The organism is Amycolatopsis heterodermiae, assembly GCF_034929455.1.
Classification (GTDB): domain Bacteria; phylum Actinomycetota; class Actinomycetes; order Mycobacteriales; family Pseudonocardiaceae; genus Amycolatopsis; species Amycolatopsis heterodermiae.
Genome location: NZ_JAYFSI010000011.1, coordinates 220558 through 242751 on the forward strand (window position 1 = coordinate 220558; position 22194 = coordinate 242751).

Annotated in this window: 23 protein-coding genes; 11 read left to right on the forward strand and 12 right to left on the reverse strand. The window is 71.8% G+C overall.

Annotated features, from left to right (window positions below):
* Positions 1-2: 2 nt before the first annotated feature.
* Positions 3-566, reverse strand: a complete 564-nt coding sequence (locus tag VA596_RS36840; RefSeq protein ID WP_323333705.1) for an MBL fold metallo-hydrolase — start codon at positions 564-566, stop codon at positions 3-5.
* A 148-nt stretch (positions 567-714) separates the two neighbouring features.
* Between VA596_RS36840 and VA596_RS36845 the strand changes: the two genes are divergently transcribed.
* From VA596_RS36845 to VA596_RS36870, 6 genes are all read left to right on the forward strand, one after another.
* Complete coding sequence (locus tag VA596_RS36845) at positions 715-1590, forward strand: peptidylprolyl isomerase (RefSeq protein ID WP_323333448.1); 876 nt, start codon at positions 715-717, stop codon at positions 1588-1590.
* Complete coding sequence (locus tag VA596_RS36850) at positions 1590-2369, forward strand: aminotransferase class IV family protein (RefSeq protein ID WP_323333450.1); 780 nt, start codon at positions 1590-1592, stop codon at positions 2367-2369. The genes VA596_RS36845 and VA596_RS36850 overlap by 1 nt, the downstream gene beginning before the upstream one ends.
* A gap of 74 nt (positions 2370-2443) precedes the next feature.
* Positions 2444-3313, forward strand: a complete 870-nt coding sequence (locus VA596_RS36855; RefSeq protein WP_323333452.1) for a LysM peptidoglycan-binding domain-containing protein — start codon at positions 2444-2446, stop codon at positions 3311-3313.
* A gap of 95 nt (positions 3314-3408) precedes the next feature.
* Complete coding sequence (locus tag VA596_RS36860; RefSeq protein WP_323333454.1) at positions 3409-3972, forward strand: hypothetical protein; 564 nt, start codon at positions 3409-3411, stop codon at positions 3970-3972.
* Between the two features lie 153 nt (positions 3973-4125).
* Positions 4126-5229: a glycoside hydrolase family 88/105 protein gene (locus tag VA596_RS36865; protein ID WP_323333458.1), complete on the forward strand. Its 1104-nt coding sequence runs from the start codon at positions 4126-4128 to the stop codon at positions 5227-5229.
* Entirely contained in the window at positions 5226-7844 is a 2619-nt protein-coding gene (locus VA596_RS36870) for a glycoside hydrolase family 97 catalytic domain-containing protein (RefSeq protein WP_323333460.1), read from the forward strand. Before VA596_RS36865 ends, VA596_RS36870 begins: the two co-directional genes overlap by 4 nt.
* A gap of 230 nt (positions 7845-8074) precedes the next feature.
* Here VA596_RS36870 and VA596_RS36875 read toward each other — a convergent pair whose 3' ends face one another.
* Positions 8075-8854 (reverse strand): enoyl-CoA hydratase/isomerase family protein, encoded by a 780-nt coding sequence (locus tag VA596_RS36875; RefSeq protein ID WP_323333462.1) that lies wholly within the window; start codon positions 8852-8854, stop codon positions 8075-8077.
* 74 nt (positions 8855-8928) lie between these two features.
* Here VA596_RS36875 and VA596_RS36880 point away from each other — a divergent pair, with 74 nt between their 5' ends.
* Complete coding sequence (locus tag VA596_RS36880; RefSeq protein WP_323333464.1) at positions 8929-9714, forward strand: alpha/beta fold hydrolase; 786 nt, start codon at positions 8929-8931, stop codon at positions 9712-9714.
* Here the strand turns inward: VA596_RS36880 and VA596_RS36885 are convergent.
* Positions 9711-10730, reverse strand: a complete 1020-nt coding sequence (locus VA596_RS36885) for a helix-turn-helix transcriptional regulator (protein WP_323333466.1) — start codon at positions 10728-10730, stop codon at positions 9711-9713. The genes VA596_RS36880 and VA596_RS36885 overlap by 4 nt on opposite strands.
* Before the next feature lie 88 nt (positions 10731-10818).
* Between VA596_RS36885 and VA596_RS36890 the strand changes: the two genes are divergently transcribed.
* The 3 genes from VA596_RS36890 to VA596_RS36900 are packed head-to-tail and all read left to right on the forward strand — an operon-like array spanning position 10819 to position 11758.
* Positions 10819-11238: a cupin domain-containing protein gene (locus VA596_RS36890; protein WP_323333468.1), complete on the forward strand. Its 420-nt coding sequence runs from the start codon at positions 10819-10821 to the stop codon at positions 11236-11238.
* The gene (locus VA596_RS36895; RefSeq protein WP_323333470.1) at positions 11235-11360 is read left to right on the forward strand and encodes a hypothetical protein; all 126 of its coding nucleotides are present in this window, start codon (positions 11235-11237) and stop codon (positions 11358-11360) included. Before VA596_RS36890 ends, VA596_RS36895 begins: the two co-directional genes overlap by 4 nt.
* Positions 11357-11758 (forward strand): DUF1304 domain-containing protein, encoded by a 402-nt coding sequence (locus tag VA596_RS36900; protein ID WP_323333471.1) that lies wholly within the window; start codon positions 11357-11359, stop codon positions 11756-11758. The genes VA596_RS36895 and VA596_RS36900 overlap by 4 nt, the downstream gene beginning before the upstream one ends.
* On the opposite strand, the gene VA596_RS36905 is transcribed toward VA596_RS36900, so the two are convergent.
* From VA596_RS36905 to ruvC, 8 genes are all read right to left on the reverse strand, one after another.
* Positions 11755-14109 carry a RelA/SpoT family protein gene (locus VA596_RS36905; protein ID WP_323333473.1) on the reverse strand — a complete coding sequence of 785 codons (2355 nt, stop codon included), beginning with the start codon at positions 14107-14109 and terminating at the stop codon, positions 11755-11757. The two genes, VA596_RS36900 and VA596_RS36905, sit on opposite strands and share 4 nt — an antisense overlap.
* Before the next feature lie 138 nt (positions 14110-14247).
* Complete coding sequence (locus VA596_RS36910; RefSeq protein WP_323333474.1) at positions 14248-14766, reverse strand: adenine phosphoribosyltransferase; 519 nt, start codon at positions 14764-14766, stop codon at positions 14248-14250.
* Between the two features lies 1 nt (position 14767).
* Positions 14768-15994: a protein translocase subunit SecF gene (gene secF / locus VA596_RS36915; RefSeq protein WP_323333476.1), complete on the reverse strand. Its 1227-nt coding sequence runs from the start codon at positions 15992-15994 to the stop codon at positions 14768-14770.
* 1 nt (position 15995) lies between these two features.
* Complete coding sequence (gene secD / locus VA596_RS36920) at positions 15996-17801, reverse strand: protein translocase subunit SecD (protein ID WP_323333478.1); 1806 nt, start codon at positions 17799-17801, stop codon at positions 15996-15998.
* A 218-nt stretch (positions 17802-18019) separates the two neighbouring features.
* Positions 18020-18448 carry a preprotein translocase subunit YajC gene (gene yajC, locus VA596_RS36925; protein ID WP_323333479.1) on the reverse strand — a complete coding sequence of 143 codons (429 nt, stop codon included), beginning with the start codon at positions 18446-18448 and terminating at the stop codon, positions 18020-18022.
* Between the two features lie 120 nt (positions 18449-18568).
* On the reverse strand, positions 18569-19642 hold the full coding sequence (ruvB, locus tag VA596_RS36930; RefSeq protein ID WP_323333480.1) for a Holliday junction branch migration DNA helicase RuvB: 1074 nt from the start codon (positions 19640-19642) through the stop codon (positions 18569-18571).
* 9 nt (positions 19643-19651) lie between these two features.
* Entirely contained in the window at positions 19652-20245 is a 594-nt protein-coding gene (gene ruvA / locus VA596_RS36935) for a Holliday junction branch migration protein RuvA (RefSeq protein ID WP_323333482.1), read from the reverse strand.
* On the reverse strand, positions 20242-20907 hold the full coding sequence (gene ruvC / locus VA596_RS36940; protein WP_323333484.1) for a crossover junction endodeoxyribonuclease RuvC: 666 nt from the start codon (positions 20905-20907) through the stop codon (positions 20242-20244). Before ruvC ends, ruvA begins: the two co-directional genes overlap by 4 nt.
* A gap of 73 nt (positions 20908-20980) precedes the next feature.
* On the opposite strand from ruvC, the gene VA596_RS36945 reads away from it, so the two are divergent.
* Positions 20981-21421: a cupin domain-containing protein gene (locus VA596_RS36945; RefSeq protein WP_323333486.1), complete on the forward strand. Its 441-nt coding sequence runs from the start codon at positions 20981-20983 to the stop codon at positions 21419-21421.
* Between the two features lies 1 nt (position 21422).
* Here the strand turns inward: VA596_RS36945 and VA596_RS36950 are convergent, their stop codons facing one another.
* Entirely contained in the window at positions 21423-21974 is a 552-nt protein-coding gene (locus VA596_RS36950; protein WP_323333488.1) for a DUF4262 domain-containing protein, read from the reverse strand.
* Between the last annotated feature and the right edge of the window lie 220 nt (positions 21975-22194).

A 22194-nucleotide genomic window follows, 5' to 3' on the forward strand; every position in this document is an offset into this window, starting at 1 on the left:
GCTCACGCCCCCGTCCCGGCGAGGAACGGGTTGCCCGCGCGTTCCCGGCCGATCGTCGTCGCCGGGCCGTGGCCCGGCAGCACCACCGTGTCGTCCGGGAAGCCCGCCAGCAGGCCGCGCAGCGACGCCGTGACGTCGCCCCGGCCGACCGAGCCCGCGAACAGCGTGTCGCCGGTCAGCGCGATCCGCCCGCCTTCGGCCGACGTGATCGACAACACCACCGAACCCGGGGTGTGCCCCGGCGCGTGCCGGACGTCGACGTCGAGCCCGGCGAAGCGCTGGGTGCCCTCTTCCAGCTGGACGCTCTCGCCGTCGTACAGCGAGGCGTCCGCGGGGTGCAGGTGCAGCGGGCCGGCCGCCAGCGAAGCGGCCGAAGCCACGTGGTCGGGGTGGCCGTGGGTGGCGACGAGCGCCGCGGGGACCAGCCGGTGCTCGGCGAGCGCGGCGGCCAGCGGCGCGGCCACGTCCTGCCCCGGATCCACGACCAGGCACGGCCCGCCGGCGGCCTCCGCCAGCAGGTAGCAGTTGGCCTGCAGCGGGCCGCTGCCGAACCCGACGACGAGCACCGAACGCCTCCCGGACATCCGCGCCGGATGGCGCCGATCACGATCAGGTTGAGACTAGCGGGCCCTGTACATGGTCCTCACAGGCTGTGCCCATACACTGCCGCTACCTCAGACGTGTGACACGAGCGGAAACCTGGGAGGGTACGGGGTGGCGACCAACCAGCAGCGCCGCGAAGCTGCGAAGCGCAAGCTCGAGAGGCAACTCGAGCGCCGATTGGAGCAGCAGAAGCGGCGCAGGAGGATCGGCGCCGGAGTCGTCGGCGTGGCTGTGCTCGTCGTCGCGGGCGTGGTGGTGTGGATCGTGAGCGCCAACGGCGGTGACAGCAACACCGCCGACCCGGCCGCGTCGTCCTCGGCCGCCCCGCCGCCGACCGAAATCCAGATCCCGACGCAGCGCGCGGCGACGCCGAAGCGGACGAAGGCACTGCCGAACCCGACGACGTGCGACTTCAAGGCCGACACGACGGGCAAGACGCCGAAGAAGGTGAACCTGCCCGACGGCAAGAACGTCCCGTCGACCGGCACGGTGAACGTGACGCTGAAGAGCACCGCGGGCGACATCCCGCTGACGCTCGACCGGGCGCTCGCTCCCTGCGCGGTGCAGAGCTTCATCAGCCTCGCGAAGCAGAGCTTCTACGACGGCACCATGTGCCACCGGCTCGGCACCGAGGGCCTGCAGATGCTGCAGTGCGGTGACCCCTCGGCCACCGGCGACCCGACGGCCGACGGCCAGGGTGGCCCGGGCTACACGATGCCGGACGAGGCGTTCCCGGAGATCAAGTACGGCCGCGGCATCCTCGCGATGGCGAAGACGCAGGCCCCGAACTCCGGCGGCAGCCAGTTCTTCATGGTCTACGGCGACGCCGAGCTGTCCCCGGACTACTCGGTGTTCGGCAGCATCAGCGACGAGGGCCTGAAGGTCCTGGACGCGGTGGCCAGGGCCGGCATCGCGAACCCGAACCCGCAGGACGGCACGGGTGCGCCGACCAAGCAGGTGAAGTTCACGGGCGTCACCGTCCAGTAGTGCCGCACCGCATCGAGCTGAACGGGGACCCGCTCGGCCCGGGCGCCTTCCTCGCGGGAATGACCTCCTACGGTCACTTCACCGCGATGCAGGTCCGGGACGGGCGGGTCCGCGGTCTTTCCCAGCACTTGGAGCGGCTCACTGCGAGCACCCGGCTGCTGTTCGGCGCGGAGCTCGACACCGAGCTGGTGCGCGCCTACGTCCGGCAGGCGATCGCGGGCGAACCGGCGCTTTCCGTGCGGGTCATGGTGCTCACGCGGTCCTTCGCCGAGCCGATGACGCCGGAGATTCTGGTCCGGACCCTGCCGCCGCACCCGGTCGAGCCGGCGCCGCTGCGCCTGCGGGCGGTGCGGTACGAGCGGGACCTGCCGCAGGTGAAGCACCTGGGCACGTTCGGCCTGATCCACCACGCCCGCCAGGCCGAGCTCGCCGGTTACGACGACGCGGTGTTCGTCGACCACCAGGGCCGGATCAGCGAGGCGTCCGTGTGGAACGCCGGGTTCCTCGCCGGCGACACGGTCGTCTGGCCGGACGCGGCGGTGCTTCCCGGCATCACGATGCTGGTGCAGCGGGAAGCGCTGGCACGGCTCGGCGTCCCGCAGGAGACGCGCGAGGTCCGGCCCGCCGACCTGCCCGCGTTCGACGCGATGTTCCTCACCAATTCGGAAACCCCGGGCCGCCCGGTCGCCTCGGTCGACGACTTCGTGCTGCCGTCCGCGGACCGCGCCGTGAAGCTGCTCGCCGAGGCGTACGAAACCGTGCCCTGGGACGAAATCTGAACCACGCCTCCGCCCACCCCGTGTAGAGAGGAACACCGGGGCCCGTTGTGCCACCGGGGAGAGGGTGGGCGACGATGGTCGAAAAGCGGGTTCCCGCGGTGCGCCGCGTCCTCGGGCGCACCGGCCAGGCCGCCTGCGCCGGCGTCCTGTTCGCCGTGCTGGCCGGCGGGCCCGCGCTGGCCCAGTCCGCGTCGCCGCCCCCGCCGTCGGTGAAGTACTTCATCGTCCCCCACGCCGCGAACCCCGACGACATCACGTTGTTCAAGATCGCCGAGAAGGCACTCGGCGACGGGCAGCGGTTCCAGGAGATCTTCACGCTCAACAAGGGCAGGCCACGACCCGACGGAACGCCGTTCAACGATCCGGCCGCGATCGAACCGGGACAGGTTCTCCTGCTGCCGGACGACGCCCGCGACCCCGCGGTGAAGTTCGGGCCCCTGCCCACACCCGCTCCGGTCGCCCCGGCCGCGCAGGCGGCTGCCTCGCCCGCCGAGCCGGTGCTGGGTGCCGGGCTCGCGTCCGCGGTCAGCGGCACCGGCGGCTTGCTCACCGGCCTGATCGCCGGGCTCTGGTGGCGACGCCGGCCGCGGGTCGTGCCGCCACCGCCGTTCGCACCGGCCGAATCTCCCGAGCCTCCCGAATCGTTCGAACCGCGGTGGCCCGAGCCCGATTTCGACGACGACGACGGGTCCGGCTCGGTCAGCGGCACGCTGCCGATCCCGGTGGTCGTCCCGCTGCCGCGGCCGGACCAGTCGTCCGACAAGCTGCCGGTGGTGCTGCGGCAGGAGCCGATCACCGCCGAGCACTCGATCATCTTCTTCGACACCGCCGACACCCAGGTGATCGCCGCGATCCGGCCGGGCTCGCAGTTCCGGTTCCGGGTCGGTCCCGCCCGCGAGCCGGACGCGGCCACCGTGCTCGTCGTGGACGACGAAAGCGAGTGACACCGGCCCGTACCCGCCGGGTCACTCTGCGCTGAACGGATCAACCGGCGCCCGAACACTGGCCATCGGCCCTCCCGTCCCGCGATAGTCGTCTGATGACCTGGGATCCCTTCGGCACGCTGCAGAAGGCGCTGTGGATCGGCGGCGCCCCGTGGACCGGGAAGTCGACCGTCGCCCGGCTGCTGGCCGAGCGGTACGACCTGACGACCTACCACCACGACTACCGAGCCCGGCCCGGGAACGCGCTGCCGGACGACGTCCCGGCCGGCGACCAGCTGACCGAGATCATGGCCGAGTTCCGGCACCGGTTCCACTACGCGCTGGACGACCTGCGCGCGCTGACCTCACCGCGGCCGATCGTCGCCGAGGGCCGGGTGCTGCGCCCCGAGCTGGTCGCACCGCTGGTGGATTCGCCGGGCCGGATGGTGGTGCTCGTGCCGACCGAGCTGTTCCGCCAGCACCAGCTGCGGCACCGGCCGGAGGAGCCCGCGATCCCGGCCCAGCGGACCCGGCTGACGCGGGACCGGATGCTGGCCGCGCACGCCGTTCGGGCGGCGCGGGACCTCGGCATCCGCGTCATCGAGATCGACGGCAGCCTCGACCCCGACGGGGTCACCGACGTCGTCGGCGAGCACTTCCGGCCGTACCTCGACGCCTGAAGATATTATTAGTCCCGCGTTGTCCGGCCGTTTCCCCCCGAGGGCGGTTGACCGGATCCGGAACGAGCGCCGAAGATCGGTTCCCGACACCGTCGCCGCTTTTTCCGCGCAGCAAAGGGGCTGGGTTCGTTGGTTTTCCGGAAAGCACTTCGCGTGGTCCTCGCCACCGTTCTGGGCGTGACGCTGCTGGGCACGCCCGCGCGGGCCGCCGGCACCGACTGGTCGCGCGCCGTCGCGGATTCGACGATCGCCGCGCACCCCGCCGCGTCACTGGGACTCGGGTACACCGACGCCCTGTTCCTGCTCGGCCTGCACCGCGTCTACCAGCGCACGCATGAACCCCGGTACCTGGCCTACCTCGAAGCGTGGGGCGCGGCGAAGGTGAAACCGGACGGCAGCACCGGAAACCCGTACAACGACCTGGACAGCATGCTGGCGGGCAACGTCTTCCTCGTGCTGGCCACCGAAACGGGCGACGCGCGCTACTCCCTGGCCGCCCGGCGGATCCACGACCGGCTGGCGACCTACCCGCGGACCACCGACGGCGGATTCATTCACAACACGGCGTTCACCGGGCAACTGTGGGCCGACGGCGCATTCATGCTCGACCCATTCCTGGCCCGTTACGGAAAAGCGTTCGGCGACACCGCGAGCACCACCGAATCGGCTGACCAGCTCGTCACCTATTTCACTCATCTGCGCCATCCGAGCGGATTGCTGTACCACGCCTACGACGAGCGCCGGAAGCAGAACTGGGCCGATCCGGTGACCGGGTTGTCCCCGGACGTGTGGTGCCGCGCGGTCGGCTGGTTCGGTGCCGCCACGGTCGACGTCCTCGACGCGCTGCCCGCCGCCGCCCCGCAGCGCGGCGCGCTCGTCGGGATCGTCCAGTACCTGGCCCGCGGGTTCCGGAAGTGGCAGGACCCGGCGACCGGCCGGTGGTTCCAGCTGACCGTGAAGCCCACGGCCGCCGACAACTGGACCGAGACGTCGTGCTCCAGCCTGTACACCTACACGCTCTCCCGTGCGGTGCAACGCGGGTACGTCGGCCAGGAGTACCGGCCGGTGCTCGACCGCGGGTACGCCGGCGTGCTCGCGAAGGTTTCCCAGGCCGCCGACGGCACCACCGCGATCACGGACATCAGCGTCGGGACCAACGTCGGCAACGGCCGCTACTACCTCGACCGGCCGCGCGCCACCAACGACTTCCACGGCCTCGGCGCGTTCCTGTACCTCGACGAGCAGGTCCGCGGATGAGGCGCGGCGCACTGGCGCTCGTCGTGGCCTGCGCGGCTACCCTGGTGGGCACGATGCCCGCCGACGCCGCCGACCGCTGGACGGTCAGCCTGACCGGTGCGGTGACCGCCGCGGTCGCCCGCACCGGCGACGGCGGGCTGACCTTCGCCGCCACCCGGGGCGCCACCACCGTGCTGGCGCCCGCGCCGCTGGGCGTCCGGACGAAGACCGCCGACCTGACCCGCGACCTGCGGTTCCTGCGCCGCACCGACCGGATCGTCGACGAGCACTACGCGATGACCACCGGCAAGCAGCTGCGCCGGCACGCGCGGGCCGCGGAGACGACGCTGGCCTTCGAGGGTGCGGGCGGGACCCGGCTCGACGTCGTCGTCCGCGCGGCCGCCGACGGCGTCGCCTACCGGTACGTGCTGCCCGGCACCGGGCCGGTGACGATCACCGGCGAGGCGTCGTCGTTCACCCCGCCCGCGACCGCGCCCGCCTGGCTGCTGCCCTACTCCCCCAACTACGAAAACGTCCGCGTCGAAACCACCGCGAGCACGGCGAAGGCGGGTGACTACGGCTTCCCGTCGTTGTTCGACACCGGTGACGGGACCTACACGCTGCTCACGGAGTCCGATGTGGACGGCCGGTACTCCGGCGCCCGCCTGACGCACATAGCAGGCACCACCGACTACGCGATCAAGCTGGCCGACGCGTCGGTCACCGCCACCGGGCCGTTCGCGACGCCGTGGCGGGTCGCGATCACCGGCGACCTCTCGACGGTCACCGCGTCCACTTTGGTCGACGACCTCGCCCCGCCCTCGAAGCTCGCGGACACGTCGTGGATCCGGCCGGGCAAGGTCGCCTGGTCGTGGCTGTCCGAACACGACAGTCCGGGCGATCCCGTGCGGCAGAAGCAGTACGCGGACTTCGCGGCCCGCAACGGCTGGCCGTACCTGCTCATCGACGAGGGCTGGGACGCCTCGTGGGTCCCGGACGTCGTGCGGTACGCGCGGGCCCGCGGCGTCGAGGTGATCCTGTGGTTCCGCTGGACCACCCTCGACACGGCGGCCGAGCGCGCGAAGTGGCTCCCGCTGGTCAAGTCGTGGGGCGCGGCCGGGATCAAGGTCGACTTCATGGACTCCGACACCCAGGCCCGGTTCCGGTTCTACGACGACATCGCGGCGGCGACGGCGCAGCAGCGGCTGATGATCAACTTCCACGGCGCGACCATCCCCCGCGGCCTGCAGCGGACCTGGCCGCACGTGATGAGCTTCGAGGCCGTGCGCGGCGCCGAGCAGTTCAAGACGCGGGCCGCGACCAACACGATGTTCCCCTTCACCCGCAACGTGGTCGGCAGCATGGACTACACGCCGACCGCGTTCGTCGTGTCCGATCGGGACACCACGGACGCGCACGAGGTGGCGACGTTCTTCGTCTACGAGTCCGGCTGGCAGCACGGCGCGGACAAACCGGAGAACTACGAGGCCCGCCCCGAAGCCCTGCGCACGCTCGACCAGCTGCCGACCGTCTGGGACGAGACGCGGCTGCTGTCCGGGCGTCCCGGGCAGGAGGCGGTGTTCGCTAAGCGGTCCGGCGAGCGCTGGTTCGTCGGCGGCATCGAGGCGGGTCCGGCCAAGACCGTCGACGCGCCCCTGGACTTCCTCGGCCACGGGCGCTGGCTCGCCGACACCCTGCGCGACGGCCCGGCGGGCCTGCTGCGCGAGAAGTCGGCGGTCAGCGCGGGTGGACGGCTGAGCGTCCCGGTCGCGAAGAACGGCGGGTTCGTCACGGTCCTCTGCCCCGCGTGGCCGGGCCGCACGACCTGCGACGAGGAGATCCGGCAGGTGCCGGCGACCAGCCTGAGCGTCACCCCGGAGACGGCGGAGGCGACCGCGGGCACGACCGTCGAGGTCAAGGCCACCTTCCGGCTGCCGGCGGGAGCGCCGCTGCTCGACGTCGAACTCGGGCCCGCCGCGCCCGCCGGGTGGACGGTGACCGGACGGCCGGTGTTCCGGCCGGTGCTGTTCGCCGGGCAGCCCGTGTCGGGCACCTGGCGGTTCACCGCCGCCGCGGCGGCCGCCCCGGGCACGACCGACCTGCCGATCGCGGCGACCTACCGGTTCCGCGGCCGGTCCGTCCACGTCGAGGACGCGACCAGCGTGTTCGTCCCGCCGCCGGTGCCGGTGGGGACCGCGCAGGTCAGCGCGCTGCCGTTCCTGGCGTCGTCGAACGGCTGGGGCCCGGTGGAGCGGGACCAGTCCAACGGCGACACCGCCGAGGGTGACGGCCGCCCGCTGACCATCGGCGGCACGGTCTACGCGCACGGCCTGGGCACCAACGCCCCCAGCTCGGTCACGGTCTGGCTCGGCGGCGCGTGCACGGCGTTCTCGGCGGTCACCGGCGTCGACGACGAGGTCACCGAAGAGGCGTCGGTCGGATTCCGCGTCCTCGGCGACGACGGCCGGGTCTTGGCCGAGACCCCCGTCCTGCGCCCGGGCGACGGCGCCCACCCGCTGACGGCGGACGTCACCGGCGTCCGGCGCCTGACCCTGCAGGTCACCGACGGCGGCGACGGCAAGGACTCCGACCACGGAGACTGGGCCGACGCGCAGCTGACCTGCGCGGCACCGTGACGGCAGTCTTCGTGACCGGCATGTCCGGTGTCGGGAAGTCGACAACCCTGGCCGAGCCGGCCCGGACCACGATGGCGAACGCCAGCGGCGCGAAGACCGGGTCGATGCGCAGCCGGCCCATCAGTGCCCGGATCGTGGCGACACGGCGGCGGTCGAGCCGCTGCTGCGGGCGTCGGCGACCGTGGAACTCGACACCCGCGGCCCGCTCCACGAGGTCGTGAACCGGCTCGTCAGCCGAAGGTGAAGTTCGGTGGGCGGCGGGCCAGGAACGCGGCGACGCCCTCCGCGTAGTCCTCGCCGTGCAGGGCCTCGGAGCGGATCTCCTCGACCTCCGCGTCCGAGGTCTCCTGGCCGGCGACGATCTTCTCGATGATCCGGTTCATCCCGCGGACCGACGCCTGCGAGCGCGAGCACAGCGTGCGGACGAACTCCAGCGTCGAGGTCTCCAGGCTCTCGGCCGGGAAGACGTCGTTGAGCAGGCCGATCTCGCGCGCCCGGACCGCCGTGATCAGCTCGCCCGACAGCAGGAAGTACTTCGCGTGCGCCGGGCCGACGAGCGAGACCAGCTGACGGGTCGAGTCGAAGTGGTAGACGATGCCGAGCTTCGCCGGGGTGATGCCGAACCGCGCGCCCTCGGCGGCGAACCGGAAGTCGCAGGCGACCGACACCTGGCAGCCGCCGCCGATGCAGTTGCCCTGGATCATCGCGACCGACGGCTTCCGCATCGACGTCAGCGCGGCCACCGCGCCTTCGACGGCCTTGTCGTAGCTCGCCGCACCGTCGGCGGTGGTGCGCAGCTCGCCGAACTCGCTGATGTCCGCGCCCGCCGAGAAGTGCTTTCCGCCGCCCGCGATCACCAGCACCTTGAGCGCGGGGTCGGCCTCGACCTCGGCCACGACGTCCGGGATCGCCGACCACATGCCGTAGGTGATCGCGTTCATCTTCTCCGGCCGGGCGAAGGTCAGCCGGGCGACTTCGCCGTCGCGCGTCAGCTCGAATCCGTCGGTCATGCCTGGCACATTAGCTTCTCGCCCTGAGCGAAACCCCGGGTGTGTGACGCGGTCGCGGCGCTAGCTTGGGGCCCATGGCGATGATCGAGGTGAACGGGACGACGTTCGGCTACGACGAAGCGGGTGAGGGGCCCGCGGTCGTGCTGCTGCACGCCGCGATCGGCGACCGCAGGATGTGGGAGCCGCAGTTCACCGCGCTCGCCGCCACGCACCGGGTGATCCGCTACGACCGCCGAGGCTTCGGTGAATCGGCCGACGGCCTCGGCGAGTTCGCCCACCACGAGGATCTGCTGGCCCTGCTCGATGCCCGGGGGATCGAGCAGGCCACGCTGGTCGGGGCGTCGATGGGCGGCGCGGTCTCGCTGGACACCGCGCTCGCCGCGCCGGAGCGGGTCACCCGGCTCGTACTCCTCGGGTCCGGCCTCACCGGCCACACCTGGCCGGACCACATGCAGGCGGACATCGCCGAGCTGACCCGCGAGGTCGACCCGGCCGACGTCCGGGCCATGTCCGAGGCCAACATCCGGTACCTGGTCGCGGGTCCCACGCGCGACGTGTCCGTGCTGCCGCCCGAAATGCTCGCGCTGGTCCGGGACATGTGCGAGCAGGTGTACCACCGTCTGGCCACCGCTCCACAGTGGACGGAACGGATCCCGGACACCCGCCACCGGCTGGCCGAGATCACCACACCCGCCCAGGTGGTGATCGGCCTGTCGGACGCACTGGGGCTGGTGGAACTCTCCCAGCACATCGCGAAATCGCTGCCGAACGCCAACCTCGTGGAACTCCCCGACACCGGGCACCTGCCCGCGCTCGAACGCCCGGACGACGTCAACGCGATCCTGCGGAAGGTCCTCTAAGCCAGCAGCTTCGCGGTCAGCTCACCCCGGCTGCGCACCGACACCTTCCCGAACACCGACTTGAGGTGGTCCTGCACGGTGTGCGCCGAGATCGCCAGCCGGGCCGCGATGTCCGATGTGGACCGTCCGGCCAGGACTTCCCGGCAGACGTCCCGCTCCCGGCCGGTCAGGCCGTAGGCCGCGAGCAGCACGCCCAGCAGTTCGGCGCCCGAAGCGCGTTCGATTGTCACGGCCGTCTCGCCGTCGTCGTCCGAGACCAGCCGGCTGGCGTGCAGGAGGATCCAGCCTCCGTGGGCATCACGGACGCGGGCGCGGAACGTGCCCGACGCGGCCGCCCGGGCCCCGACGACCACCGCGCGCACCAGGACGGCGAACCGGCCCGGGGCGATCTCGTCCAGTTCGGCCCGCCATGCCCCGGCCGCCGCCGTGGCCGCCCGCTGGGTGCCGTCCGCGGCGACCACCACGATCGCCGGGTCGGCCCGCTCCCCCGGGCCGCGCGTGCGCGCCGCCACCCGCGTCGCGGCCGCCAACGCCGGGGCGATCGACGTCAGGAACCCGACTTCGCGATCGGTGAACTCACCGCGGCGCACCAGGCCGGCCGCGCCCCAGGACGTGCCGTCGACGCGGAAGACGACACGCAGCTCGTGGCCGAGCCCCAGCGGCCGCCAGACCTCGGCGAAGCGCCCGCTGCGTTCGACGTCGCGGCGGGGCAGGTCGGACAGCCGCGCCGCCGGCACCGGCCGCCGGGCCAGCTCGGCGAAGGTGTGCGGCTGGGCGCCGTCGTACTCGTAGGTCGCCAGCAGCGGCTCGTACTCGCCCGGGATCCGGGCGCGGCCGCTGGTCATCGAGCTGATCACCGCGGTGTCCGGGTCGAGCGACGCCCAGCAGGTCAGCTCGGCCGGCACCACGGCCTCGACCAGGTCGATCGCGGCCGCGTGCAGCTCCGCGACGCCGAGACCCGCCGTCGCGAGCGCGGCGATCTCCCGCCGCGCGCCCTGCGCCCGCCCCTCCCACATGGACGCAGTATGCGCCGGGCGCCCGCCGCCGCGGAATCCCAGGATCCGGGGATGGCCGCCCGGCGGGGGCGTTCCTAGCGTCGGCGGCATGACCACTCACTTCAGCGCCCCGGGCGACGGCCCGGAACTCGACACGAAGGACGCGCGGATCACCGTCAAGGTCGGTGGTGAGCACACCGGCGACGCCTACGAGGTCTTCGAGGTCGACGCGCCGCGCGGACCGGCCGTCCCGCCGCACGCCGAACCGTGGGCGAAGAGCTTCTACGTGCTGCACGGCCGCATCACCGTCTACGTCGACGGCGAGCTGCACGACCTCGGCCCCGGCGCGGCGATCGGCATCCCGGCCGGCGCGGTCAACACGTTCACCGTGCACACGGCGTCGGCGCGGTTCCTCGCGGTGAGCCTGACCGGCGGGATGGGCCGGTTCTTCCGCGACGTCGACCGGAGCGCGGCCGAGGAGATCCCCGAGGTCGCGCTGCGCCACGGCATCGAGCTGGTGGAGCCGTGAACGCCGTCGTGCAGGTCTTCGCCGGGATCGCGGTCCTGGTGCACCTGCTCGCGTTCGCCTGGGAGGTGCTGCTGTTCGAACGGCCCGGGGTGCACCACGGCATCGAGCTGGTGGAGCCGTGAACGCCGTCGCGCAGGTCTTCGCCGGGATCGCGGTCCTGGTGCACCTGCTCGCGTTCGCCTGGGAGGTGCTGCTGTTCGAACGGCCCGGGGTGCACCACGGCATCTTCCGCATCCCGAGCGAGAACCTGCCCGCCACCCGGTTGTGGTCGTTCAACGTCGGCTTCTACAACCTGTTCCTCGCCGCGGGCCCGGTGCTCGGGCTGGTCCTGCTGCACACCGGCAGCACCGCGGCCGGCCGCGTCCTGGTCCTCTACACCTGCGGGTTCATGGCCCTGGCGGGCATCGTGCTCGGTGTGTCGGACCAGCTCGCCCTCAGCCGCCCCCGCGGCTCGGGACGCGGCGGCGCACTCGCCCAGACGCTGCCACCGCTCGCCGCGCTGATCGCGAGCGCGTTTTAGGAAGCCGACGTCACGCGGTAGACGTCGTAGACGCCTTCCACGCCGCGGACCACCTTGAGGACGTGGCCCAGGTGCTTCGGGTCGCCCATCTCGAACGAGAAGCGGCTGACCGCGACCCGGTCGCGGGACGTCGTGACCGAGGCCGACAGGATGTTGACCTTCTCGTCGGCCAGCACCTTCGTGACGTCCGAGAGCAGGCGGTGCCGGTCGAGGGCCTCGACCTGGATGGCCACCAGGAACACCGACGACGCCGAGGGCGCCCACTCGACCTCGACCAGCCGTTCGGGCTGGGACTGCAGGTCACCGGCGTTGGTGCAGTCGGTCCGGTGGACCGAGACACCGCCGCCGCGGGTCACGAAGCCGAGGATCTCGTCGCCCGGCACCGGGGTGCAGCAGCGGGCGAGCTTCGCCCAGACGTCGCTCGCGCCCTTGACCACCACGCCGACGTCGTTGGAGCCGCGGCGCCGGGTGACGGTGGACGGCGTCGCGCGCTCGGCGAGCTCCTCCTCCGCCGCGTCGACCCCGCCGATCAGCGCGACCAGGCGCTGGACGACGTGCTTGGCGCTGGTGTGGCCCTCCCCGACCGCCGCGTACAGCGACGAGATGTCGGCGTGGCGCAGCTCGGTGGCGATCGAGCCCATGGACTCGGCGGAGACGAGCCGCTGGATCGGCAGGCCGACCTTGCGGATCTCCTTGGTGATGGCTTCCTTGCCGCCTTCGATCGCCTCGTCGCGGCGTTCCTTGGCGAACCACTGCCGGATCTTCGCGCGTGCCTTCGGCGAGCCCGCGAACTGCAGCCAGTCGCGGCTCGGGCCGGCGTTCTCCGCCTTCGACGTGAAGATCTCGACGACTTCGCCGTTTTCCAGCTTGCGTTCCAGCGCGACCAGGCGGCCGTTGACGCGGGCGCCGATGCAGCGGTGCCCGACCTCGGTGTGCACGGCGTAGGCGAAGTCGACCGGCGTCGACTCCACCGGCAGCGTGATCACGTCGCCCTTCGGCGTGAACACGAAGATCTCGCGCGCGGCCAGCTCGTAGCGCAGCGACTCGAGGAAGTCGCCCGGGTCCGCCGCCTCCCGCTGCCAGTCGAGGAGCTGGCGCATCCACGCCATCTCGTCGACGTCCACGGCGTTGCCGTTGTGCGTGCCCTTGGTCTCCTTGTACCGCCAGTGCGCGGCGATGCCGTACTCGGCGGTGCGGTGCATCTCGTAGGTGCGGATCTGCACCTCGAGGGGCTTGCCGTCCGGGCCGATCACCGTGGTGTGCAGCGACTGGTAGACGCTGAAGCGCGGCTGCGCGATGTAGTCCTTGAACCGGCCGGGCACCGGCTGCCACAGCGCGTGGACGACACCCATCGCCGCGTAGCAGTCGCGGACGTCCTCGACCAGGATCCGCACGCCGACCAGGTCGTGGATGTCGTCCAGGTCGCGGCCGCGGACGATCATCTTCTGGTGGATCGAGTAGTAGTGCTTGGGCCGTCCCTCGACCTTCGCGGTGATCCGCGACGAGACGAGGTTGCTGGTCAGGTCGGTGATGACCGAGCGCAGGTAGATGTCGCGCGAGGGCGCCCGGTCGGCGACCAGGCGCACGATCTCGTCGTACTTCTTCGGCTGCAGGATGGCGAACGCGAGGTCCTCCAGCTCCCACTTCACCGTGGCCATGCCGAGCCGGTGCGCGAGCGGGGCGAGGACTTCGAGGGTCTCGCGGGCCTTGCGGGCCTGCTTCTCCGGCGGCAGGAAACGCATCGTGCGCATGTTGTGCAGCCGGTCGGCGAGCTTGATGACCAGCACCCGCGGGTCCTTGGCCATCGCGATGACCATCTTGCGGATGGTCTCGGCCTCGGCGGAGGTGCCGAGCTTGACCTTGTCCAGCTTCGTGACGCCGTCGACCAGCTCGGCGACCTTCTCGCCGAAGTCGGCCTTCAGGCTCTCGACGGCGTAGCCGGTGTCCTCGACGGTGTCGTGCAGCAGCGCCGCGACGAGCGTCGTGGTGTCCATGCCCAGCTCGGCGAGGATCGTGGCGACGGCGAGGGGGTGCGTGATGTACGGGTCGCCGGACTTGCGCCGCTGGTTGCGGTGCAGCTCCTCGGCGACGTCGTAGGCGCGCTGCAGCAGCCCCAAGTCGGCGTTGGGGTGCAGCTCGCGGTGGATGACCGCCAGGGGTTCGAGGACCTGCTTGACGGGGGCGGCGCGCTGGGCGGTGATCCGCCGGGCGAGCCGGGCGCGCACCCGCCGGGTGGCGGACGGGTTCGGCGCCGCGCCGTTCGGCTTCGGCGGCGCGGGCTGTGCCGCCGCCTGCCCGTTCTGCGGGGTGCCCTCTTGAGCGGGCACCGCGGCGTCGAGCTCTTGGCTCACCCGCACCTCCTGCTGCTCGTGCGGCCTTCGAACCACCAGGGTAGCCGTTCGGGTTCCCCGCTCTGCCGGGTGCGCCCGTTCAGGGTGATGCCGGGCCGCGGACCAGCGGATTCACCCGATCGCCCGGCGTGGCGACCGTCAGCAGGCCTGCAGGGCGTGGATCTTCCGGTCCCCCAGCACACCACGACCGCCGAGGGCGGCCAGTTCCAGGACGACCGAGACGCTGTCGACGACCGCGCCCGCGTCCTCCAGGAGCTTGGCCGTGGCCGCGACCGTGCCGCCCGTGGCCAGGACGTCGTCGAGGACCGCGATCCGCTGGCCGGAGCGGACCACCCCGGCCGGCAGCTCGACGGTCGCCGTGCCGTACTCCAGCGCGTAGTCGACCCGGCCCGCGACCTGCGGGAGCTTGCCCGGCTTGCGGATCAGCACCACGCCGAGGCCGCGGGCGTACCCGACGGCCGCCGCGAGCAGGAAGCCGCGGGCCTCCACGCCGGCGAGCGCCTCGACACCATCGTCGAGGGTGCTCGCCAGCGCGTCGGTCACGGCCTTGAACGCGCCCGCGTCCGCGAACAGCGGGCTCAGGTCGCGGAACAGCACGCCGGGCTCCGGAAAGTCCGGCACCTCGGCGATCAGGCCGAGGGCCTCTTCCAGTTCCATGTCAGCGCTTCCGCTTCCCGGCCGGCTTGCCCGATGGACGCTGCTTCTGGATCCGGGCGGGCACGCTCGCCGCGGCGGCGTACGCCTTCTCCTTGCGCAGTTCCTTCGCCAGGGCGTCGTCGTCCGAGGCGTCGAAGTCGTCGCCCGCGGCCTTGCGCTCCTGGCTGGCCCGGCGCTGCTGGACCCGCTCGGCCTGCTGCCGGTACTTCGGGTCGCGCATCTTGAAGTCGACCAGCAGCGGCGTCGCCAGCGCGACCGACGACAGGACGCCGACGATCGTGCCCGTGAGCTGCACCAGCGCCAGGTCCTGCAGCGTGCCCGAGCCGAGCAGCAGGTACCCGACGATCAGCAGGCCGAGGATCGGCAGCAGCGCGATGAACGCCGTGTTGAACGACCGCATCAGGGTCTGGTTCAGCGCCAGGTTCGCGGCTTCGCCGAACGTGCGGCGGGTCAGCCCGAGCAGGCCGCGCGTGTTCTCGCGGACCTTGTCGAACACCACCACCGTGTCGTAGAGCGAGAACCCGAGGATCGTCAGGAGGCCGATCACCGTCGCCGGCGTGACCTCGAAACCGACCAGCGAGTACACGCCCGCGGTGACGAAGATGTCGTGCAGCAGCGAAACGAGCGCCGCCGACGCCATCCGGAGGTCGAAGTAGACGGCCAGGAAGATGACCACCGCGACGAGGAACACCAGGAGGGCGATCAGCGCCTTCTGGGAGATCTCGCCACCCCAGGACGCGCTCACCGCGCTGTCACTGATCGCCTGCACGCTCGGCTGCTTGTTGCTGCCGATCGGGCCCACGTCCTGGAACAGCGTCTGCTTGACCTTGGCGACGTCCGCCGCGTCGAGCACCTCGGAGCGGATCTGGATCGTCGACGCGGCGCCCGTGCCGACCTTCTGCGTCTCCGCGGGCTGGTGGCCGAGCGCCTTCTGGAACGACTCCTTGGCCTGGTCCTCGGTGATCACGCCGTGGATGCCGGCGGCCGGCATCTGGATCTGCGTGCCGCCCTCGAACTCGATGCCGAAGTTGAAGCCGCGGAAGATCATCGACGCGAGGCACACCAGCACCAGCACGGAGAAGAAGATGTACCAGCGCTTGCGCTTGCCGACGACGTCGAACGCGCCCGTGCCGACGTAGAGCCGGCGGAAGATGCTGTCCCGCTTGCCGGGTTTCGCCGCGACCTTGGTGTCGCCGTCGGCGTCCCTGCCCAGTTCCTCGACGCCCACGTCAGGCCTCCTTCACGTTCGCGCGGCCGACCGAGGTCGACTTGCGCTGCGAACCCACTTGCTGCACGGCGCCCAGGCCCAGGTACTTCGGGTTGGACAGGAACTTCGACTTCGACGTGGACGCGATCGCGACCAGCGGGTGCGTGACCAGGTAGACGATCACCAGGTCGAGCACGGTGGACATGCCGAGCGTGAACGCGAAGCCCTGCACATCGCCGACCGCGATGATGTACAGGATCGCCGCGGCCAGGAAGCTCACCGCGTCCGAGGCCAGGATGGTGCGCTGGGCGCGGGTCCACCCGCGGGGCACCGCGGACCGGAACGTTCGGCCCTCCCGGATCTCGTCCTTTATTCGTTCGAAGTAGATGACGAACGAGTCCGCCGTGATGCCGATGGCGATGATCAGGCCGGCGATGCCCGCCAGGTCCAGCGTGTAGCCGATCCAGCGCCCGAGCAGCACCAGCACCGCGTACACCAGCGAGAAGGACAACGCCAGCGACAGGATGGTGAGCACGCCGAGCAGCCGGTAGTAGAACAGGCAGTAGATGAAGACCACCAGCAGGCCGATGCCGCCGGCGAGCAGGCCGGCCTGCAGCGAGGCCAGGCCCAGCGTGGCCGACACCGTGGTCGCGTCCGAGGAGGCGAACGACAGCGGCAGCGAGCCGTACTTCAGGATGTCCGAGAGGTCCTTCGCCTCGGACTGCGTGAACTTGCCGGTGATCTGGGTGTTGCCGTCCAGGATCGCGACCTGGATGTTCGGCGCGGACACGACCTGCGTGTCGAGCACGAACGCCGCCTGCTGGTTGGTGTTCTTCGAGGTGAAGTCCGCCCAGATCTTGGTGCCCTCGCTCTTGAAGCTGAGGTTCACCACCCACTGGCCGCGCTGCTGGTCGTAGCCCGAGCTCGAGTCGGCGATCTCGGTGCCCGGCAGGAACTCCGGCTCCAGCAGGTACTTGTACGTGTCGTGGTCACCGCAGGCGACCAGCGGCAGCTTGGGGTCGTCGTTGCCCTCGAGGGGGTCCTTGGCGTTCGGCGCGCAGGTGAGCGACGCCATCGCCTGGGCGACGAGCTCCTGGTTCGGGGTGCCGTCGGCGCCGATCAGCTGCGGGTTCTGCCGGGCGGCCTTCGCGGCCTGGATCTGCTTGGCCGTGTCGGCGTCGACCGAGCCGTCCACCGGGGCCGGCGCCTGGCTCGACGCGGGCGGCGGGGTGCTGCTGCTCGGCGGGGCCGGGGTGGTGCTCGGCGCCTGCGCGGGCGCGGCGGCCGGGGCACCGCCGCCACCGGAGGCCGGCGTGGACGGCGGGGTGCTCGACTTCCCGGCGGTCGGCGTGGCCGACGGGGCGCCCGAGGACGGCGCGCCCGAGGCGGGCGGCGTGCTCGGGGTGCCCGAAGCGGGCGGCGGGGTCGTCTGCGGGGGCACCACCGGCTGCGTCGCGTTCGCGACGACCTTGCGGAAGCCCAGCTTCGCCGTCTTGCCCAGGTTCTTCGCCTGGTCACCCTGCTCGCCGGGGACCGTGATGACGACGTTGTTGCCGTCGAGGAGCACCTCGGTGCCGCTGACGCCGATCCCGTTGACCCGCCGTTCGATGATCTGGCGCGCCTGGTTCAGGGACTCCCGGGTGGGCTGGCCACCGTCCGGGGTACGGGCCGTGAGGGTGACCCGGGTGCCGCCTTGCAGGTCGATGCCCAGCTTCGGGGTCGGCTTGTGGTTGCCGGTGAGGAACACCAGCCCGTACAGCACGATCACGATCAGGGCGAAGAAGGCGAGATAGCGTCCCGGGCGGAGATGCCCGGCCGATGATGCCACGGTGGATCGGTCTCCTCGGACTGGTTACGCAGGCGTAGCGGTGCCCGCCCGGAGGTTTCCGGGCCGGGACTGTGTGCGATTCACTCCCGGGCACGGGTATGACGGCGGACACGCACGCAGCACCGAGACACTACTCGGTGCTGCGTGAGCCCGGCGTTGCGGCCACACCGACTTTCGTCGGAGGTTTCGCGCCCTGCCCAGGGGATGCCGCGAGGGCCTTACTTCTTGCCGTGCTCCAGCGGCGGCGCGACCTGCGCGGTCGTCTGCGGCTCGTCGTCCTTGATGCCGTTGCCCGACTGGATGATCGACTCCTCGGCCGGGGCGTCCGAAGACGTCACCGGGGTGACGACCTCGTCGTCGACGGAGTCTTCGTCGGTCTCGACAACGGGCTCGACCTTCTCGCGGACGGCCAGCCGCAGCCAGGTGGTGACGACGCCCGGGGCGATCTCGATGTCGATCGTGTTGTCACCCGAGGTGTCGGCGACGGTGCCGTAAAGACCGGAAGTGGTCATCACGCGGTCACCGGGCGCCAGGCTGTTCTGCAGGTCCTGCTGCGCCGCCTGCTGCTTCTTCTGCTTGCGCGAGCTCATGATCAGCGGCACCGCGAGGACGAGCACCAGCAGCAGGGGCAGCAATAGACTTTGCATGATTCTCCGTTCGACGGACAACGGGCCCAGCCGAAATGTCCGTTTCTTTGGGTGTGTGCTCCTGTCAAGTGTGCCAGGTACCGGCGCGGAGGCCAGCACCCACCCGCCGGTCCGGCCCGTTCAGTCCTGCTCGAACGACGCCGGTCCGCCCTGGTCCGGGCGCCCCGGGTGGTCGGCGGGCGGCACCAGGCCGAGGTGTTCCCACGCGGTCGCGGTCGCGACCCGGCCACGCGGGGTGCGGGCGAGCATACCGGCGCGCACGAGGTAGGGCTCACACACCTCTTCCACGGTGGTCGGCTCCTCCCCCACGGCCACCGCCAGCGTCGAGATGCCGACCGGCCCGCCGCCGAAGGACTTGGTCAGCGCGGTGAGCACGGCCCGGTCGAGCCGGTCGAGGCCCAGCTCGTCGACGTCGTAGACGGCCAGCGCGGCCCGGGCGATCTCGACGGTCACCTTGCCGTCGGCCCGCACCTCGGCGTAGTCGCGGACGCGCCGCAGCAGCCGGTTCGCGATCCGGGGCGTGCCCCGCGAGCGGCCGGCGACCTCCGCGCTGGCTTCGCGGTCGATCGCGATGTCGAGGATCGTCGCCGCGCGGCGGACGACCAGGTCCAGCTCGGTGTCGGTGTAGAACTCCATCTGGCCGGTGAAGCCGAACCGGTCGCGCAGCGGCCCGGTCAGCGAGCCGGACCGGGTGGTGGCCCCGACCAGCGTGAACGGCGCGATCTCCAGCGGGATGCTCGTGGCGCCGGGGCCCTTGCCGACCACGACGTCGACCCGGAAGTCCTCCATCGCCAGGTAGAGCATCTCCTCGGCCGGGCGGGCGATCCGGTGGATCTCGTCGATGAACAGGACGTCGCCGGGCGCGAGGTTGGACAGCATCGCGGCCAGGTCGCCGGCCCGCTCCAGCGCCGGGCCCGAGGTGATCCGGATGGCCGCGCCCAGCTCGGCCGCGACGATCATCGCCATCGACGTCTTGCCCAGCCCGGGTGGCCCGGAGAACAGCACGTGGTCGGGGGGCACCCCCCGGCGGCGCGCGCTCTCCAGCACCAGCTCCAGCTGCTCGCGCACGCGCGGCTGGCCGATGAACTCGTCGAGCTTCCGGGGCCGGAGCGTGCCCTCGATGTCCCCGTCGCCGGTCTGGGCCCACGCCGAAAGGGCGTCGTCCTCTTCCTCGGTCACGGCCTCATGGTCCATCAAGACGCCCTACCGCTTCCGGCCGAGGGTGGCCAGCGACGCGCGCAGCACGCTGGACGTCGTGTGCCCGTCGCCGTCGGCGAGGACCTTGTCCACGGCCTGCTCGGCCTGCTTCGCCGGGAACCCGAGCCCGGCCAGGGCCTCGACGACCTCCGCGCGCAACGCGCCGGGCGCGCTGACGGCCGGCGCGTCGCCGGAGCCGAGCGCGGTGACCTTGTCGCGCAGTTCCAGGGTGAGCCGCTCGGCGCCCTTGCGGCCGATGCCGGGCACCGAGGTGAGCACGGTGATGTTGCCTTCGACCAGCGCGCCGCGCAGCTTGTCGGGGTCGAGGACGGCGAGGGTGGCCAGCGCGAGCCGCGGCCCGATCCCGGACACCGTCTGCAGCAGGCCGAACAGCTCCCGCGCGTCGGCGTCGGCGAACCCGAACAGGGTCAGCGAGTCCTCACGGACGATGAGCGCGGTGTGCAGCCGGGTCTCCTCGCCGCGGCGCAGGGTGGCCAGGGTCGCCGGGGTGGCCTGCACGGCGAGGCCCACCCCGCCGACCTCGACCACGACGTGGTCCAGGGCGACCGCAAGGACTTCTCCGCGTACCGACGAGATCATCGTGCTGCTCCAGGGTTCTCGACCGCGGGACTCGGCACCGCGGGCTTCTTCACTAGGGGTTGCTTGGGCGGCGGTTTCTTGGCGACGGGCTTGCGGACCGTGGCCTGTTTCGCGGCCGCGGCCAGCCGCGCCTTGTGCGTCCGGGCCATCTCGGCCGCGCGCGCCTCGGCTTCGGCGAGCCGGGCCCGCATCGGCTCCCGCCACAGGTGGCAGATGGCGAGCGCGAGCGCGTCCGCGGCGTCGGCCGGGTGCGGCGCGACCTCGAGGTTGAGCAGGCGCATGACCATGGCCGTGACCTGGGCCTTGTCCGCCCGGCCCGAACCGCTGACCGCCGCCTTCACCTCACTCGGGGTGTGGAACACGACCGGCAGGCCCCGGCGCGCGGCGGCCAGCGCGACGACGCCGCCCGCCTGCGCGGTGCCCATCGCCGTCCGGACGTTGTGCTGCGCGAACACCCGCTCGACGGCGACCGCGGCCGGCTTGTACCGGTCCATCCAGCGCTCGACCTCGTCGGAGATGCCGAGCAGGCGGTGCGCGAGGTCCGCGTCGGGCGGCGTCCGCACGACGTCCACGGCCACGCACCGGACGGCCCGGCCCTTGCCGCCGTCGACCACGCCCAGGCCGCACCTGGTCAGACCGGGGTCGACCCCGAGCACCCGCACGCTTCCGTCCTCCCGCCGCGAACATCAGTTCGAGCCTGAGGCTACTGGGCGCGGCTGCGGCAGGATGGCTGACATGCCGGAGCCATCGGACTTCATCACCCACCTGGGACTTCAGCCGCTGCCGGTGGAGGGCGGGCGGTGGGCGCAGAGCTGGCGCTCGGACACCGGGTCCGCGATCTACTACCTGCTCGTCGCGCCGGAGTTCTCCGCGCCGCACCGGCTGGACCGGGTGGAGGTGTACGCGCACCACGTGGGCGCGGCGGCCGCGATGCTGCTGCTGCACCCGGACGGCTCGGTCGAGCGGCCGGTGCTCGGCACGGACGTCGCGGCCGGGCAGCGACCCCAGGTCGTGGTGCCCGCCGGGACCTGGCAGGCGACCGTCACGCTGGGCGCGTGGAGCCTGCTGGGCACGGTCGTCGTGCCGCCCTACACGGACGACAGCGTGGAGTTCGCGACGGCGGCCGACCTCGCTGCGGAATACCCGTCAGCGGCCGCCGACCTGCGGAAGTTCTGAATCAGGGGCCGTCGACGCCCGGAGTCCAGCTCTCGGGGTCGCCGCTCTCGGTGAGCACCAGCTGCCACCGGTCGAAGCCCTCGGGCGCGTCCGGGTGCCACGGGAACTTGCCCTCCGGCGTGGCGACGATCAGCTGCAGGGCCGGGAAGTCGCCGTCCGGGTAGATGAGGAACGCGGTGCCGAAGTACTCGGGGTAGTGCCCCTTGGCGACCCGCTCGAGGACCACCGGGACGCCGTCGAAGAAGTCGTCGTAGCGGTGACCGACCTCGAAGATCTCCCCGTTGGCGGCGCGGTCGACGTACGCGTCGAGCAGGACCTGGCCCATCTGCTCGGGCAGCCCCACGACGACGGCCTCGGGCACGTTGTGCAGTGCCCACGCGCAGGCGGTGAAGCAGTAGCCGGCGCCCTCGTCGTCGCCGGCGACCGTGACGACGGCGTTCCCGCGTTCCTTCGCCTGCGTCTCGATCCATTCGAGCAGGCGCTGCTCGTCCGCCGTCAGGTCGGCGGTGAGTTCGGCGGATGCGGCGGGCGTCGTCGAGGTCACGGCGCACATTCTGCCTGACGAGCCCGCCGCCGCCCAGTACCCGGGCCCGGAAAGTTGCCGGATCGGGCCGGGATGCGGTGCTGTGCAAGGAAAAAAGAAATGCGCCACGGGTGAGGCCCGTGGCGCATTTCTTTTGCGTTCGTCGTCAGCCGACTTCGGCGAGCACCTCGTCCGAGACGTGGAATGCAACGCCGTGCGTAGACGTTCCCGGGGCCAAGCAGCCCGAAGG